The 13,198-nt window shown below is 56.9% G+C and carries 14 protein-coding genes; 7 read left to right on the forward strand and 7 right to left on the reverse strand.

Going from position 1 to position 13,198, the window contains the following annotated elements; genetic code table 11:
• The first annotated feature begins 17 nt into the window (after positions 1–17).
• From ACYASS_RS23100 to ACYASS_RS23110, 3 genes are all read left to right on the forward strand, one after another.
• On the forward strand, positions 18–212 hold the full coding sequence (locus ACYASS_RS23100) for a hypothetical protein (protein ID WP_463587820.1): 195 nt from the start codon (positions 18–20) through the stop codon (positions 210–212).
• 219 nt (positions 213–431) lie between these two features.
• Complete coding sequence (gene norR, locus ACYASS_RS23105) at positions 432–2,000, forward strand: nitric oxide reductase transcriptional regulator NorR (protein ID WP_463587821.1); 1,569 nt, start codon at positions 432–434, stop codon at positions 1,998–2,000.
• 158 nt (positions 2,001–2,158) lie between these two features.
• Positions 2,159–2,383, forward strand: a complete 225-nt coding sequence (locus ACYASS_RS23110) for a DUF6555 family protein (protein ID WP_027900221.1) — start codon at positions 2,159–2,161, stop codon at positions 2,381–2,383.
• A 68-nt stretch (positions 2,384–2,451) separates the two neighbouring features.
• On the opposite strand, the gene ACYASS_RS23115 is transcribed toward ACYASS_RS23110, so the two are convergent.
• On the reverse strand, positions 2,452–2,622 hold the full coding sequence (locus tag ACYASS_RS23115; RefSeq protein ID WP_243248633.1) for a hypothetical protein: 171 nt from the start codon (positions 2,620–2,622) through the stop codon (positions 2,452–2,454).
• A 107-nt stretch (positions 2,623–2,729) separates the two neighbouring features.
• Entirely contained in the window at positions 2,730–4,169 is a 1,440-nt protein-coding gene (locus ACYASS_RS23120) for an MFS transporter (protein ID WP_463587822.1), read from the reverse strand.
• Between the two features lie 340 nt (positions 4,170–4,509).
• On the opposite strand from ACYASS_RS23120, the gene ACYASS_RS23125 reads away from it, so the two are divergent.
• Entirely contained in the window at positions 4,510–5,829 is a 1,320-nt protein-coding gene (locus tag ACYASS_RS23125) for an Nramp family divalent metal transporter (protein WP_463587823.1), read from the forward strand.
• A gap of 165 nt (positions 5,830–5,994) precedes the next feature.
• Positions 5,995–7,443, forward strand: coding sequence for an MFS transporter (locus ACYASS_RS23130; RefSeq protein ID WP_463587824.1), 1,449 nt, complete (start codon positions 5,995–5,997; stop codon positions 7,441–7,443).
• Here the strand turns inward: ACYASS_RS23130 and ACYASS_RS23135 are convergent, their stop codons facing one another.
• A complete protein-coding gene (locus ACYASS_RS23135; protein ID WP_463587825.1) occupies positions 7,444–7,653 on the reverse strand; it encodes a hypothetical protein in 210 nt (69 codons plus the stop codon). It lies immediately after the preceding gene.
• 120 nt (positions 7,654–7,773) lie between these two features.
• A complete protein-coding gene (locus ACYASS_RS23140; protein WP_243248629.1) occupies positions 7,774–7,974 on the reverse strand; it encodes a hypothetical protein in 201 nt (66 codons plus the stop codon).
• A gap of 191 nt (positions 7,975–8,165) precedes the next feature.
• Here ACYASS_RS23140 and ACYASS_RS23145 point away from each other — a divergent pair, with 191 nt between their 5' ends.
• Positions 8,166–8,753 carry a LysE family translocator gene (locus ACYASS_RS23145; RefSeq protein ID WP_463587826.1) on the forward strand — a complete coding sequence of 196 codons (588 nt, stop codon included), beginning with the start codon at positions 8,166–8,168 and terminating at the stop codon, positions 8,751–8,753.
• Positions 8,754–8,756: 3 nt separating this feature from the next.
• Here ACYASS_RS23145 and ACYASS_RS23150 read toward each other — a convergent pair whose 3' ends face one another.
• The 3 genes from ACYASS_RS23150 to ACYASS_RS23160 form a co-directional block, all read right to left on the reverse strand.
• Positions 8,757–9,578 carry an AraC family transcriptional regulator gene (locus ACYASS_RS23150; protein ID WP_463587827.1) on the reverse strand — a complete coding sequence of 274 codons (822 nt, stop codon included), beginning with the start codon at positions 9,576–9,578 and terminating at the stop codon, positions 8,757–8,759.
• Between the two features lie 198 nt (positions 9,579–9,776).
• The gene (gene pdxR, locus ACYASS_RS23155) at positions 9,777–11,207 is read right to left on the reverse strand and encodes a MocR-like pyridoxine biosynthesis transcription factor PdxR (protein WP_463587828.1); all 1,431 of its coding nucleotides are present in this window, start codon (positions 11,205–11,207) and stop codon (positions 9,777–9,779) included.
• 20 nt (positions 11,208–11,227) lie between these two features.
• Positions 11,228–12,154, reverse strand: coding sequence for a LysR family transcriptional regulator (locus ACYASS_RS23160; protein WP_463587829.1), 927 nt, complete (start codon positions 12,152–12,154; stop codon positions 11,228–11,230).
• 129 nt (positions 12,155–12,283) lie between these two features.
• Here ACYASS_RS23160 and ACYASS_RS23165 point away from each other — a divergent pair, with 129 nt between their 5' ends.
• Entirely contained in the window at positions 12,284–13,042 is a 759-nt protein-coding gene (locus ACYASS_RS23165) for an SDR family NAD(P)-dependent oxidoreductase (RefSeq protein ID WP_463587830.1), read from the forward strand.
• Positions 13,043–13,198: the final 156 nt, after the last annotated feature.

Consider the following 13,198-nt stretch of genomic DNA (forward strand, 5'->3'; position numbering starts at 1 on the left):
CCGGGGTTGAGCGCACTATGAAACGGAATATTCATTTCGCCACCTCAATAAAATTAAACAGCCCTTGGTATATCGTCATGGCGCTGGCGTCAGAAAGTTTCCCGGGCCTGCAAGCCTTGATAAACAAGGCGGGTGTTTCATTAAACTTACAGCTGAGCGGCCATTTCCCGGTTCACCGTTATGGCAGGGGGAGCTGCAATCTTCCAGACTGAATCCGACTCTGTAGGAGCTCACCGAGGTTACGAGGCCAGCGATAGCGGTTTGCCTGACACTCAGCCATCGCTGGCCTCGTAATCTCGGTGAGCTCCTACAGGTCCGATGTTTGCTGCTCGACGGACTGCATTGTTCGAAAGATGCCACCGCGCTGCTGTCTATTCCATGAACCTGCGAGTCATAATGACCTCGTTTTTTTCAGCCGATGGAACGCAATCATGATGAGCAATCCGCTATTAAACGCCCTCGTTCCGTTAGTGGCCGACCTGAGTCGCGAGCTACCTGATGAGGAGCGCTATCGGCGATTGTTAAATGCGTTGCGGCAGTTGCTGCCCTGCGATGCGGTGGCGCTGCTCAAACTTGAAGGGGAGGTGCTGGTACCGCTGGCAGTAGAGGGGCTGAGCGCCGACACCCTTGGACGCCGTTTTCGCGTTGATGAACATCCCCGGCTGAAAATACTGTTGGAGAACCCAGGACCCACGCGTTTCTCGATGGACTGTGACTTTCCGGATCCTTATGACGGTCTGGTCGACGGCCATCAGGGACATCTGGAGGTTCATGATTGTCTGGGGTGTCCGCTTTATTTTCAGGACAAGCCTTGGGGGTTGATCACCCTGGATTCCCTGAACCCTTCAAACTTCAATCAGGTTGATCTGGATAACCTTGAGGCGTTTGCCGGCCTGGCCGCCGCAACGGTGATGGCCAGTGAGCGCATCAACCAACTGGCACGTGGTTTCGAGGACCAACGCCAATTGGCCGAAGTCTACAAGCGTGCTGCAGGCGGTCGCGGGCCGCGAGAGTTGATTGGGCAGAGTCCGGCCCACAAACGACTGGTTCAGGAGATTCAGTTAGTCGGTAACAGCCCGCTATCGGTACTCATCACAGGAGAAACCGGGGTTGGTAAAGAACTGGTGGCCGAAGCCATTCACCTGAGCTCACCCCGTGCCCACAAACCACTGATCAGCCTCAACTGTGCGGCGCTTCCGGAAATGCTGGTTGAAAGTGAGCTGTTTGGCCATGTCAGAGGGGCTTTCTCAGGAGCCGTCAATGGGCGCTCCGGAAAATTCGAACTGGCCGACGGCGGAACCATTTTCCTTGATGAAGTCGGTGAGCTGCCTTTGCCAGTGCAGTCCAAGCTGCTGCGTGTACTGCAAAGCGGTCAACTCCAGCGCGTCGGGTCTGACCAGGAGCATCAGGTGGACGTACGGATCATTGCCGCCACCAATCGCGATCTTGCCGAAGAGGTCCGGTCCGGTCGCTTTCGTGCCGACCTGTACCACCGGCTGAGCGTTTACCCGCTGCTGGTTCCGCCGCTGCGCGAACGTGGTCGGGATGTATTACTGCTGGCGGGCTATTTCCTGGAAGAAAACCGTGCGCGCATGGGCTTGCGCAGCTTGCGACTCAACAATGAGGCGCAGAAATTATTGCTGGGGTATACGTGGCCGGGGAATGTTCGCGAGCTGGAACACCTGATCAGTCGGGCAGTGCTCAAGTCCCTTTCGTTGAGCCCCGAGCGTCCACGTATTCTCACTGTTGAAGCGCAAGCTCTAGGCTTGGAAGAAGAGGCTGTTAGTGTGAGCACAAAACTACAAGAAAGACTGCACTTGCCCTCGGGTTCAGATATGGAACATGGGGGTTCATTGAAGGCGGCAGTGGATGCTTATCAGAAACAATTAATTGAGCAGGTATTGATTTGCCATCATGGCAAGTGGGTGGAAGTGGCCAGGGAACTGGGCGTAGATCGCGCTAATTTGAATCGACTCGCCAAACGCCTGGGTATTCGATAAGCATCTTTTTTTCGTTAAATCAAGCGTATGAAGATATAAGGCAGCGTGCCACAGGGCGAACGATTGCTTGGTCGCGTTTTGTGAAAAAAGAGTGAATTTTTTGCAAAGCCGGGAGGTCATCTATTGCACTAAGCAAACCAAAAGGAGGCGCTGCCTGGATGTCACAGTACAAACACTACAGAATCGATTATTTGTTAAACGGCGCGTTCAAGTCTTTCTACATCAGTGCAGAGCACATGGATAATTCCGAAGCATGGCATCATGCCAGTGTCGATGCAGGTATCGCCCGTATTCCGAAATATCGAACAGAGAAAGTCCCCCGCGTTTCCAAGCCTTACGCGGAACATTTCGGTATAACCAACGTGGAGTGGTTGCAAAGTTGATGAAATGGCCGACGTTCCTCAGTGGGGCGCCGGCCTCTTGCACCTGCAACGGGGGCGACGCGCCGCGATCAATTGCGGGGCTTTATACGGTGAAAATCACCTTTCTCTGGCAGTAACTCAGTCCCTGGTTCAAAGCCCGCATCCGGATCGGTTTCGTCGATCACGGGAGCCGGTAATGTTTCGGGATACTGTACGTCCGTTAATTCGACATCGGGACTTTCCGGGCGGGAACCGACCATGGCATACCTCCTCTTTGTTAGTTGGCCAGGCATGTTTCTATTGAAGCAGCCTGGCACGACGTGTTCGGGTGAGGCGATGATCGGACGTGCAACGACGCCGTTATGTATCAGCGGTGCGCAATATTTTCCAGCGCCAGATTACGGGTTCGCGGCCCGAATCTGCCGATGGTAATCATCACGATCAACATGCTGCTGACAATGAATGCCAGAACGCCCGGGGTGCCGAAGTGATCAAGGAAGAAGCCGATCAACAGGCTGCTGAACACGGTCGACAAGCGACTGAATGAATAGCAGAACCCCACCGCGCGGGCGCGGATGTTGGTCGGGAACAATTCGCCCTGATAGGAGTGGTAACTGAAACTCAGCCATGCGTTGCAGAAGGTGATCATTACACCACAGAACACCAGACCTGTTGCCGAAGACTGGAAGGCGAACAGGGTGCCGAAGATCATCGAGCCCAGCGCTGATCCGACGATCTGCCATTTGTTTTCGAAACGGTTGGCGAACTTCACGAACAGCAACGGACCCAGTGGGTAGGCGAGGGTGATGATAAATGCGTAACCCAGACTATGGGTGACGCTGACACCCTGACCGGACAATAACGCTGGCAGCCAGTTGCCGAAGCCGAAGAAGCCGATTGCCTGGAACACATGGAACACGATCAGCATCAATGCCCGACGGCGATAAGGCGGCTGCCAGATATCAGCGAACCGCCCTTTGCCTGAGACCGCGACAACTTCCGGTTCGGGGGCGTCCAGTGGTTTGCCATGATCGCGCTGACAGCGTGCTTCGATGTCATCCATGATGCGTTCTGCTTCCTCGAAACGCCCATGTTGAGCGAGCCAGCGCGGTGATTCAGGGAGACGTGAACGCAACCACCAGATGAACAGCGCGAACACCGCGCTGGCCAGTACCACCCAGCGCCAGCCGGAAATACCGAAGGGCGCTTGTGGCACCAGCCACCAGGACATCAGCGCAACGGCGGGTACCGACAGGAACTGAATAAAGAAGGCAAAAGCAAAGGCCGAACTGCGCATGCGCTTGGGCACCAACTCTGCCAGATAAGCATCAATGGTCACCAGTTCTATGCCCAGACCGATCCCCACCAGAAAACGCATGCAGATAATGCCCAGCGCATCAGTCTGAATGCCCATTAACACCGTGGCGATGGTGTACCAGATCAACGCGAAGGTAAAAATCGCCCTTCGGCCAAAACGGTCGGCAATCGGGCTGAGCAGGCTGGCACCCAGAAACAGACCGAGAAAGGTCGCCGAGGCGAAGGCAGCCTGATCGGAAAAGCCGAACACGCCCTGGGCACCTGTCGCAAAGATGCCATCTCGCAGCAGGCCGGGGCTGATGTAGGCGGTCTGAAACAGATCATAAAGCTCGAAAAAGCCACCGATGGAGAGCAGTGCTACCAGTTTCCAGACTGTAGCAACGGCGGGCAGGCGATCAATTCGCGCAGAAATATGTGCAGCGCGGACCGGATCGGATCCGTCGACGGCGATCTCGTCCGCCGGACTGCTGGCGGTAGAAGGGGTGGACATACGCAGGCTTCCATTATTTTTGATGACATATGGTAGCGCTTTTACAATTGGTAATGATTGTTAGCTCTAGACGTTGTGAGTCCTTTCTTGATTAATTATTGCTTTTAAGTTCATCTATTTAGTTTTTTCTGCTGAATAAGCCGAGACTTTCGCACATCCCTGTAGGAGCTGCCGAAGGCTGCGATTCGGTTCCTCTGCTGCACCGCAATCGCAGCCTTCGGCAGCTCTTACAGGAAATGTGGAAGACGTGGGACCGACTGGAGGGATGCTATCTGACTGTATCAAGATGTGTATTGAATCTTTAAGATTGGCCTTCCGCTCCGTTTCCAGTCTGGTTCCTGTGAAATTCAAACTGCCCACCACCGCTACTGCTCCCTTTTGTCCATCGGCTGTTACCGACAGCGTTGCCATCCCCGCCAATGCCTCGCTGGCGCGCAAGATGTTGTTGTTCGTCGGCCCGGGTTTGCTGGTCTCCATCGGGTATATGGATCCTGGTAATTGGGCCACCGCTATCGAAGCTGGCTCGCGCTTTGGCTATGCGCTGCTGTTCGTCGTGGTGCTCGCCAGTTTGTCCGGTATGGTTCTGCAAAACCTCTGTTCACGACTGGGTATCGCCACGGGGCGCGACCTGGCGCAACTGTCTGCGTCGCGGTACAGCCCCGGGGTAGCCAAAGGGCAGTGGCTGCTGGCCGAATTGTCGATCCTCGCTACCGATCTGGCTGAAGTGCTGGGCGCGGCGTTGGCATTTCATCTGTTGTTGGGCGTTTCCATCACTACCGGCGTGGTGCTGACAGCGTTCGACACGTTGATCGTGCTGGCACTGCAAGGCGCCAACTTTCGCCGTCTCGAAGCAATCGTGCTGGGATTGATCGCTACGATTGGCGCCTGCTTCACGGTGGAACTGGTACTGATCAAACCGTTCTGGCCTGAAGTTGCGGCGGGCCTGAAGCCCAGTTGGGACGTACTGAGCAGTCAGGAACCGCTGTACCTCGCCATCGGTATTCTCGGCGCGACGGTGATGCCCCATAACCTGTATCTGCACTCGTCGGTGGTTCAGACCCGGGTCAATGGCAGCGACAACGCCAGCAAAGCCAGCGCGATCAAGTTTGCTCGTCTGGACACCATCGCCTCGTTGAGCCTGGCACTGTTGATCAACGCCGCCATCCTCATCCTCGCCGCAGCCGCATTCCACAAGAGCGGACATACCGACGTCGTGGAAATTCAGGATGCCTACCATCTGCTTGATCCGTTGGTGGGTGGCGCTGTCGCCAGCGTCTTGTTCGGCGTCGCATTGCTGGCGGCTGGGCAGAGTTCGACGTTCACCGGGACCATCGCCGGGCAAGTCGTGCTTGAAGGCTTTTTACAGGCGAAAATTCCCTGCTGGCAGCGACGCTTGATCACTCGGGCACTGGCCTTGATTCCAGCGCTGATCGGCGTCATCTGGTTGGGCGACGGTGCGGTGGGCAAGATGCTGGTCCTCAGCCAGGTGGTACTCAGCCTGCAGTTACCCTTTGCCTTATGGCCCTTGATCCGCTTCACCAGCGACCGGCAATTGATGGGGCCGTTCGTCAATACTCGTCTGGTGAAAATAGCCGCATGGGGACTGTTCGGCTTGATCTCGGCGGCGAACCTGACGTTGATGTGGTTCTGGGTGAGTTGAAAGCTACCCGGTCGAACTGCCTGGCTCAAAGAGGTGTCTGTTGGTTTAGACGGTATGGACGTGGGATCGGCTTTAGCCGGGAGGAGGCCGGAGCAGTCACTACATGTGTGTCGTCTGACAGGCAGCTTTCCCTTCTAAAGCCGATCCAGCGAGGATTGCACACCCTTGAAGACTCCACCTGATTCTGGCCAGATTTTCGAAACCGATCTCCCCGCGCGTCTTGATCGCCTGCCTTGGGGGCGCTTTCACACGCTGCTGGTGTTTGCCCTGGGAATCACCTGGTTGCTCGATGGCCTGGAAGTCACCTTGGCAGGTTCGGTATCGGGAGCCTTGAAAAGCAGCCCCGCGCTGCAACTATCCAACAGCGATATCGGTCTGGCAGGCGCGGTCTATATCGCCGGTGCAGTCCTGGGCGCTTTGCTGTTTGGCTGGCTGACGGACCGTCTTGGGCGTCGCAAGCTGTTCTTCATCACCTTGTTGCTGTACGTCGGCGCTACCGCAGCGACAGCCTTTTCGTTCAGCCTGGGTAGTTTCCTGTTGTTCCGTTTTCTGACGGGTATGGGCATCGGCGGTGAATACACTGCAATCAATTCGACGATTCAGGAGTTCACACCGGCGCGATACCGGGGCTGGGTTGATCTGACCATCAACGGCACGTTCTGGCTGGGAGCCGCTTTGGGCGCCGGTGGTTCGATCGTGTTGCTGGATCCCGCCTGGATAGGTGGCGATCTGGGCTGGCGGCTGTGTTTCGCGATTGGCGCGGCGTTGGGGCTGTTGATTCTGTTCATGCGTCTATGGCTGCCGGAAAGCCCGCGCTGGCTGCTGATTCATGGCCAGGCGGCGGAGGCTACACGCATTGTCGAGCAGATCGAAAACCGGCTTCGCGATCAGGGCCATGAACTCCCGCCACTGACCGGTAAACCTTTGCGGCTGCATACCCGGGATCACACGCCGATCAGGGAGATCTTTCATACCCTGTTTGTCAGCTTTCGCCAGCGTGCACTGGTGGGTATGACGCTGCTCACCGCCCAGGCATTTTTCTACAACGCGATCTTTTTTACCTACGCATTAGTCCTGACTGATTTTTATAACGTGCCCGCTGATCAGGTCGGCTGGTACGTTCTGCCGCTGGCACTGGGTAATTTCTGCGGCCCGCTGTTGCTCGGGCGACTGTTTGATGTCGTTGGCCGCAGAGTCATGATCAGCCTGACTTACGCAGTGTCCGGCGTATTGCTCGCCATCAGCGGGTACCTGTTTCAGCAAGGCATGCTCGATGTGACACAACAGGCCGTGGCCTGGATGGTGATTTTCTTCTTTGCCTCGGCGGCTGCCAGCTCGGCGTATCTGACCGTGGCGGAAACCTTCCCGCTGGAGATTCGGGCCTTGGCGATTGCCGTTTTTTACGCGTTTGGTACCGGCCTCGGTGGGATTATTGGCCCGACACTGTTCGGTGAGCTGATTCAGACTCAAGACCGCAGCAATGTGCTGATCGGTTACTTGATTGGCGCAGCGTTAATGCTGATAGCCGCAGTGGTGCAGGCCGTCTGGGGCGTTGCATCGGAACGCAAATCGCTGGAGGAGGTCGCCAGGCCGTTGTCCCAGGCGCAGGATTGATCAGCAGTCGATGCTTTGTGCCACCGTGCGCAAGTCATCGACGGAGGCTTGCAGTTTGTCGATTTGCGTAATGACGTCTGCGACATCCAGTGGCCGCACGGAGTGCTGCAGATAGACCAGGTGCCCTGAGAGGTTCAGCGAGACATTCTCGAGGTCATTGGCAGTGCGCTGCAGATCACTCTGGATATTTTTCAGATGCTCGATGTTCAAACTTGTATCTCCGGAAGTCAGGGGCCAGTGGCATTGACGTCCAGGTCAAGATGAACCATCGATATTCAGTGATGGCTATTTGACATTTTGCGCAAAAAAAATGTTTTTGTCGCGTATTTTTTATTCGTCTTCCGGATCGGACTCGGAATAGGAGTCCAGCAGGGCAGCCAGCGCTAGCGTGCGTTGCAAGCCGGACGTGGTTTGCATGATCTGAGCAACGGCTTCAATGGCCGCCGCTTTGGCTGCTTCCCGTTCCGCTTCTGTGTTATTCGGTGTCGCGTCCTGAGCCGCGGCAATGATCGATTCTTCAAAACTGTTCATGGGTTGCGCTCTGCAAGTGAAGGCACCTGACGGCTGGCTTGTATGAGCCGCCTGGCCAATGCGGGCCATTCTGCCTGATTCCTGTCGTCAGAGTCAGTGGCCGCAGTGCAGTGGGTGATTTTATTCAATACGCCGTCAGGCCTGATCCCTACCTTGATCACGTCATTTCAGATCAGGTTAAAGGTATTCAGATGAGTGTGTTGTTATCCATGGCAGCCTTTGCGCTGGCCTCTTCAATTACCCCGGGCCCGGTCAACGTCGTCGCGTTGAGTTCAGGGGCTCGCTACGGTCTTGCTTCGGCGCTGCTGCACGTCACCGGTGCGACACTGGGTTTCACGCTGCTGTTGATCCTGATCGGCTTCGGCTTGCATGAAACCCTGGTGCATCTGCCGTTTCTGACTTTGGCAATAAAGTGGGCCGGGATCGCCTTCCTGCTGTACATGGCCGGCAAGCTTGCACTGGACGACGGCAGGCTGGACGTGGAGCGCGAAGGTGACAAGCCTTCGATGCTGGTGGGGGCGGTGATGCAGTGGCTTAACCCCAAGGCGTGGCTGGCGTGCATCGCTGGAATGGGAGCCTTTGTTGCCAGTGGCGAGACTCGCCTGATCTGGCAGTTCGCGGCGATCTATTTCGTGATCTGCTATCTGTCGCTGGCGTGCTGGGCGTTCGCGGGAACCTTCTTGCGACACTACTTGAAAAGCGCACTGGGCATTCGCGTCTTCAACCGCAGCATGGCGCTGCTTCTTGTGGGGTGCGCGGTCTATCTGTTGGCGTACTAGCCATTACTGCAATCGGTATTGCCCCGGCGTCGCGGCCAGATGTTTCTTGAAGGCCCGCTGAAAATGCGCCTGATCGGCGAACCCCAGTTCTTGCGCGACGTCGGCGATCAGCCTGCCGCCTTTGAGCTGGGTGCGGGCGTGCTGGATGCGCCGGTTGATCAGATAGGCGTGAGGCGTCATGTGATAGCGCTGTTCGAAGGCGCGGATCAGGTAGGAGCCGGAAAGGCTTGCCGCATTGCACATATCGTCCAGCGTGATGGGCTTTCTGAAGTTGTCGTTGATGTACTGCGCGGCGCGTTCGACCCGTTGCGACGCCAGTTCCGGGCGTACCGGCGCGGTACCGAGGGTGTGTTGCATCTGGCTGAAGAACGCGACGGTTGTGCATTGCTTGTGCAGCACATCGGCCTGGCTGTCGATAAGGGTTGCATAGAGATTGTTCAGGCTTGTGAACAGCGCGGGCACTGTGCTGTGGGTTTGCGCAACAGGCTGAAAGTCATGGTTGGGATCAAGGCCCAGTTCGTGTTGCAGCCGGGTCAGCCACTGGTTATCGACATACAACATCAGATACGACCAATGCTGGTTGGCAATCGGATTACAGGCATGAACGTCGCCAGGGTTCATCAGCACCACCGTGCCCGCGCGCACCTGCTGGCTGCTCTTCTCATGCAGATAAGTACTTTGCCCGGCCGTGATTGCACCGATGGAAAACACTTCATGTGAATGCTTGGCGTAACACAACTTGCGCCCATCGCCCACCGAACGCGCCTCGATAAAAGGCAATTGATCGTCCCGCCAGAAGTAGGGGGCTTGTGGTTGTGGGCTCATGCGGTGTCGATCCTTTGAGTTGAAATGAATTTCCTGAATGATGCTGACACAGCGCTGTCGCGCAGCAAATGGGTAACCTGTAGGAGCTAACTTGTTGGCGAGACGTCGGACCTGCATCGTCAGCAATTCCGCCTCGCCAACAAGTTAGCTCCTACAAGGTCTACGTTTCAAATGCATTTTGATGTGAGCTGCCCATCGTCACACCGTCAGCAGCAAATCCCGCAAGCGGTCCAGTGCCGGGTCTATATCGAGGGTTTCGATGGCACCAAAGCCCAGGTAGATTCCGGGGCGCTCAGGCGTTGACTGGTAATACGGTGTCAGCGAGTAAATGCCCACACCGTGCTGCCGAGCCTGCTGGATAAGTTGCTCGACATCCATCGGGACCCGGCACCAGAGCGCCATGTGGAAACCCGCTGTCGCCCGAATGGCGTCGAACCAGGGTGACAAATCACTCGCGAAGCGCGCCAGGATACGCTCTCGTCGTCCCGCATAAATGCCGTAACAGCGACGGATGTGCTTTTGCAGTAAACCGTCGTCAATGAACTTGGCCAGCGCCCACTGGTTCAGGGTACTGGTGTGCCAGTCGGTCAATTGGCGGGCCTTGATGACCGCCGCGTAAATTGCCGTGGGCAACACGGCATAGCCCAGGCGCAATTCCGGCAGCAGGGTTTTCGAAAACGTCCCGACGTAGGCGACTATTCCGTGAGGGTCCATGCTCTGCAGCGAATCAGTGGGCTGCCCCTCATAGCGGAATTCGCTGTCGTAATCGTCCTCGATGATGATCGCGCCAATGCGCCGCGCTTTTTCCAGCAATGCCTTGCGGCGCACAAGGCTCATGGGCATGCCCAAAGGCATCTGATGCGACGGCGTGACATAGATAAGCCGTGCATCTTCGGGGATCGCATCCACTTGCATGCCGTGTTCGTCCACGGGCACGCCAACCACCGCAGCCCCTTGGGCTGAGAATAATAGACGGGCTGGTCTATAACCCGGATCTTCTATCGCAACGCAGCAGCCGGGCTCGATCAGCACGCGTGAAATCAGGTCCAGCGCCTGCTGCGCGCCGTTGCACACCACAACGTCATCCGCTACGCAGCGTACGCCGCGGGCAAAGGCTATATGCCCGGCAATCGCCTTGCGCAAAATCTCCAGCCCCTGCGGCTGACTATACAAACCGGGGGCCTTAGCCATCTGTCGCAGGCCGTGTTGAATACAGCGTCGCCATTCTTCGTTGGGGAAGTGACTGCGACTGATCGCGCCGCCAATAAAGTCGCCGCGTCGGGTTTCTTCACGGGTAGGGTGGCGCAGACCCAGATCAAGGCTTTGCCACTTGGCCAGCACTTCGGCGCTGGCCAGATCACAGGCCTCCTGCTTGCGTGACGGGGGCTTCGGCAAGTGATTGACGAAGGTGCCGCTGCCGATCTTGCCGACCAGGAAGTTTTCGTAGGTCAGGCGTGAATAGGTGTCGGAGATGGTTTTGCGGGACAAGCCCAGTTGTGTTGCCAGCAAGCGGCTGGGCGGCAATTGCACACCCGCCGCCAGCCGGCCGCATTCAATACTGTCGCGCAATTGCTCATAGAGCTGGTTCGCCAGATCCTTGCGGCCTTTGATGACAATGTGCAGTTCCATAGCGTGCTCCTGGCCTACCGTCACAAGGGTGAGGGCTGCCGATTCTTCCAGTGCGTGTTGCGTTCGGCAATCAGGTTCTGCAGCCAGTCCATGAACACCCGGCAGCGCTCCGGCAAGTGTCGACGATGGGCGTAGAGCAGGGATATTTTCATGGGCAGTGGACGATGATCCGGGAGGATTTCAACCATGTCCCCGCTGAGCAAATGCTTGCACATGCCCATGCGCGGCGACTGAATGATGCCCAGATTGCCCAGGCAGGCGGCTTCGTACGCTTGAACGTTATTCACGGTGACACTGCGGGGCATGGCGAGGGTCTGGGTCTTGCCTTGCTCTTGATATTCAAAGAGCGCGGTATTGCCACCAAACACCGTCACATAGTGGATCAGCCGGTGCTGCTGCAGGTCGGCCAGGGTCTGCGGGACGCCGTGCTCACGGGCGTAACCGGCACCGACACAATTGACCATCGCCAGGTCACCGAGATTGCGCGCGACGAGCGTGGTGTCCGGCAAGTCGCCGACGCGCAGTACACAGTCAAAGCCTTCCCTGACAAGATCGACGCGGCGGTCGGTGCTGCTGATCTCCAGGTCGATCCCGGGGTGTTCGCTGAGAAACTCATGCAAGCGCGGCAGCACGATGTTATGGGCCATTGCAGTGGGCATGTCGACCCGCAGGCGCCCGCTGAGCATCGCGTCGCTACGGAACAGCCCCTCGAGTTCGTCCATCTGCGCCAGCATCTCTTTACTGCGCTCATACAGCACGGCACCGTCCGGAGTGGCTTGCACCTTGCGCGTGGTGCGCAACAGCAGGCGGGTGCCGAGCAGTTCCTCCAGCGCCCGTACCTGTTCGGACACCGTCGAACGCGGCAAGCCAAGTGCTTCACTGGCCTGCGTAAAACTCGACAACTCGGTAACGCGCACAAACGAGCGCAACAGCTCCAGTTTGTTCATGAGGACACGCCTTTATTGTTCGTCGTGCTCGACCATTGATTTCGGGTTTTTGCCATTTATCTGATATCCCGCGAACAATAGACTTTTCCTCACTCGCTGAACACTTCAACCTGAACTGAGGGCATCACCATGAGCAGAAAAATCGCGATCATCACGGGCGCCAGTCGTGGCTTGGGTAAAAGCACGGCATTGCACCTCGCCGCGCAGGGCGTGGACATTATCGGCACTTACCAAAGCCGCCAGGCCGATGCTCGGGCCGTTGCGGATGAAATCCAGGCCTTGGGTGGCAAGGCAACGATGCTTCAGCTGGATGTGGGGCAGAGCGACAACTTCGATGCTTTCGCCGCGCAATTGAAAACGGTGTTGAAAGAGGTCTTCAATGCCGAGCAGTTTGATTTTCTCGTCAACAACGCAGGCGCCGGCATTTACGGCAGCATCGCCCAGACCACCGAAACGCAGTTCGACCAACTGGTGAACATGCACTTCAAAGGGCCGTTCTTCCTCACTCAGAAGCTTTTGCCGCTGATTGCCGACGGCGGACGAATCATTAACCTGTCCAGCGGGCTGGCGCGTTTCAGCATGGTCGGCTATGCAGCCTACGCCTCAATGAAAGGCGCGGTTGAAGTCTGGACTCGCTATCTGGCGCAGGAGTTGGGGCCTCGTGGAATAAACGTAAACGTGCTCGCGCCGGGTGCCATTGCGACTGACTTCGGGGGCGGCACGGTGCGAGACAATGCAGAGGTGAACAAGATGATTGCTTCCAGCACCGCATTGGGCCGGGTGGGCGAGGCGGACGATATCGGATCGGCGATCAGCATGCTGCTGGGGGATGGCGGCAAGTGGATCAACGGGCAGCGCATAGAAGCGTCAGGTGGGATTTTTCTTTAAGCCAGACGGCAGCTTCCCCTAAACCAGACATGCAAACCCGGTTCTGTAGGAGTGGGGGTGGTGGGGGTTTCCGGAGGTCAGGCGCTAAAATTTGAACAGATATAAACTGTCGCGCGCGAGCGCAAACCGAAAGGGGTTAATGTTTTGGCCAAATCA

The organism is Pseudomonas sp. HP_14, from assembly GCF_055283875.1.

What these genes read in the sequence shown, in the direction of transcription:
- ACYASS_RS23100 (WP_463587820.1), top strand. Translation starts at nt 18, where the DNA reads ATGAAACGGAATATTCATTTCGCCACCTCAATAAAATTAAACAGCCCT.
- norR (WP_463587821.1), top strand. Translation starts at nt 432, where the DNA reads ATGATGAGCAATCCGCTATTAAACGCCCTCGTTCCGTTAGTGGCCGAC.
- ACYASS_RS23110 (WP_027900221.1), top strand. Translation starts at nt 2,159, where the DNA reads ATGTCACAGTACAAACACTACAGAATCGATTATTTGTTAAACGGCGCG.
- ACYASS_RS23115 (WP_243248633.1), bottom strand. Translation starts at nt 2,622, where the DNA reads ATGGTCGGTTCCCGCCCGGAAAGTCCCGATGTCGAATTAACGGACGTA.
- ACYASS_RS23120 (WP_463587822.1), bottom strand. Translation starts at nt 4,169, where the DNA reads ATGTCCACCCCTTCTACCGCCAGCAGTCCGGCGGACGAGATCGCCGTC.
- ACYASS_RS23140 (WP_243248629.1), bottom strand. Translation starts at nt 7,974, where the DNA reads ATGAACAGTTTTGAAGAATCGATCATTGCCGCGGCTCAGGACGCGACA.
- ACYASS_RS23145 (WP_463587826.1), top strand. Translation starts at nt 8,166, where the DNA reads ATGAGTGTGTTGTTATCCATGGCAGCCTTTGCGCTGGCCTCTTCAATT.
- ACYASS_RS23150 (WP_463587827.1), bottom strand. Translation starts at nt 9,578, where the DNA reads ATGAGCCCACAACCACAAGCCCCCTACTTCTGGCGGGACGATCAATTG.
- pdxR (WP_463587828.1), bottom strand. Translation starts at nt 11,207, where the DNA reads ATGGAACTGCACATTGTCATCAAAGGCCGCAAGGATCTGGCGAACCAG.
- ACYASS_RS23160 (WP_463587829.1), bottom strand. Translation starts at nt 12,154, where the DNA reads ATGAACAAACTGGAGCTGTTGCGCTCGTTTGTGCGCGTTACCGAGTTG.
- ACYASS_RS23165 (WP_463587830.1), top strand. Translation starts at nt 12,284, where the DNA reads ATGAGCAGAAAAATCGCGATCATCACGGGCGCCAGTCGTGGCTTGGGT.